1 protein-coding gene and 1 pseudogene are annotated in these 1,296 nt (G+C 40.2%); both read right to left on the bottom strand.

Annotated elements, in window-relative coordinates:
- Positions 1 to 28 precede the first annotated feature (28 nt).
- Positions 29 to 979, bottom strand: coding sequence for a carbohydrate ABC transporter permease (locus AC1DUA_RS38025; protein WP_477504634.1), 951 nt, complete (start codon positions 977 to 979; stop codon positions 29 to 31).
- 88 nt (positions 980 to 1,067) lie between these two features.
- Positions 1,068 to 1,296 (bottom strand): annotated as a pseudogene (locus AC1DUA_RS38020) (ABC transporter substrate-binding protein); the annotation flags it as partial.

The following is a 1,296-nucleotide window of genomic DNA, read 5'->3' as shown; positions in this document are numbered from 1 at the left end:
AGAAGCAGCTTTAATGAACTCCTATTTGTCATTTGCGGTCTTCCTGCCCTTCGTAATACACAAGAGATTTTGAAAATTTGAAGAATACCCATGTGAATAATAAAATAATCAAGAATAGCAGAACGGCACTCGCGCTTGAGGTACCAAAATTCGAAAATTGAAAACCTTCTCTGAATAGATAGAGAACATATAAGTAACTCGCTTTATTAGGACCGCCTTGCGTCATGACATAAGGCTGAACAAACGTTTGAAAAGCGTTGATAAAACCGATAACCGTATTGAAAAATATGATGGAAGAACTCATCGGAACCGTAACATAGACCAATTTTTGCAAGCTGTTTCCACCATCTACCTCGAGTGCTTCATACAGATGGGCAGGTATATTCTGAAGTCCTGCCAGAAAGATCACGATCATGTTTCCAGTGGTCCACAAACTGATGAGAATTAAGGTCGGGATAACGGTGACATCGGATGACAGCCACAAGGATTTTGGTAAATGAAACGTTTCAAGCAGGAAATTAACGACACCGAAATTCGGCTGCAGCAACCAAAGCCAGATCATTGAAGACGCTGCAAGTGGAATAATAACCGGCAGATAAAATATGGCACGAAAGATCGTTCTTCCTCTTATTTTCATATTCAACAAAATAGCAATGAAAAACGAGAAAATGATTCCTGCTGGCACACTGATCATGACATAATAAAAGGTGGCCTTGACGGCTGGATAATAGAAAGCATCCTTACCTCCAAGCAGGTGTACATAATTATCAAGTCCAACAAATTTAGGAGGTGAGACAATATTATATTTCGTAAAACTTAGAAATACGGTATACAAGACAGGACCAACTACGAAAATGAGAAACCCCAAAAGCACAGGGGATGCAAATAACAAGCCATTGAAAAGCTCACGGGCGACTCTTTTTTTCAGCATTTTCTTAGATGTCGATACAACTAGTTTACTCTCAGTACTAATCTCCATCGCTATCTCTCCTGCTATCATTTATTCGATTAGCCGGCACGAAGGCCGACTAATCGATATATCCAAGGCTGATGTCCTTCTTCAATCCTTAGTTAGTACCAAATCTGCCTTTAATCTCCGGTTGAACTTTCGGAGCTAGATCTTTTAGCGCTTTTTCTGCTGTTGATTTACCGAGCCAAACTGGATCAAGTGCAGAGAAAGTCATATCCGTCACTTTACCGAAATTCATCAAGTAGTAACCGGCACTTGCCACCCCATTATTCAACAGGTTATTCATAAAGGCATCTTTGAAGCCTTCTGGATGCGCAGGATTATTT

The sequence above is a fragment of the Paenibacillus sp. 01T422 genome, from assembly GCF_056398785.1.
This window is presented reverse-complemented; position numbering and strand designations above follow the sequence as displayed.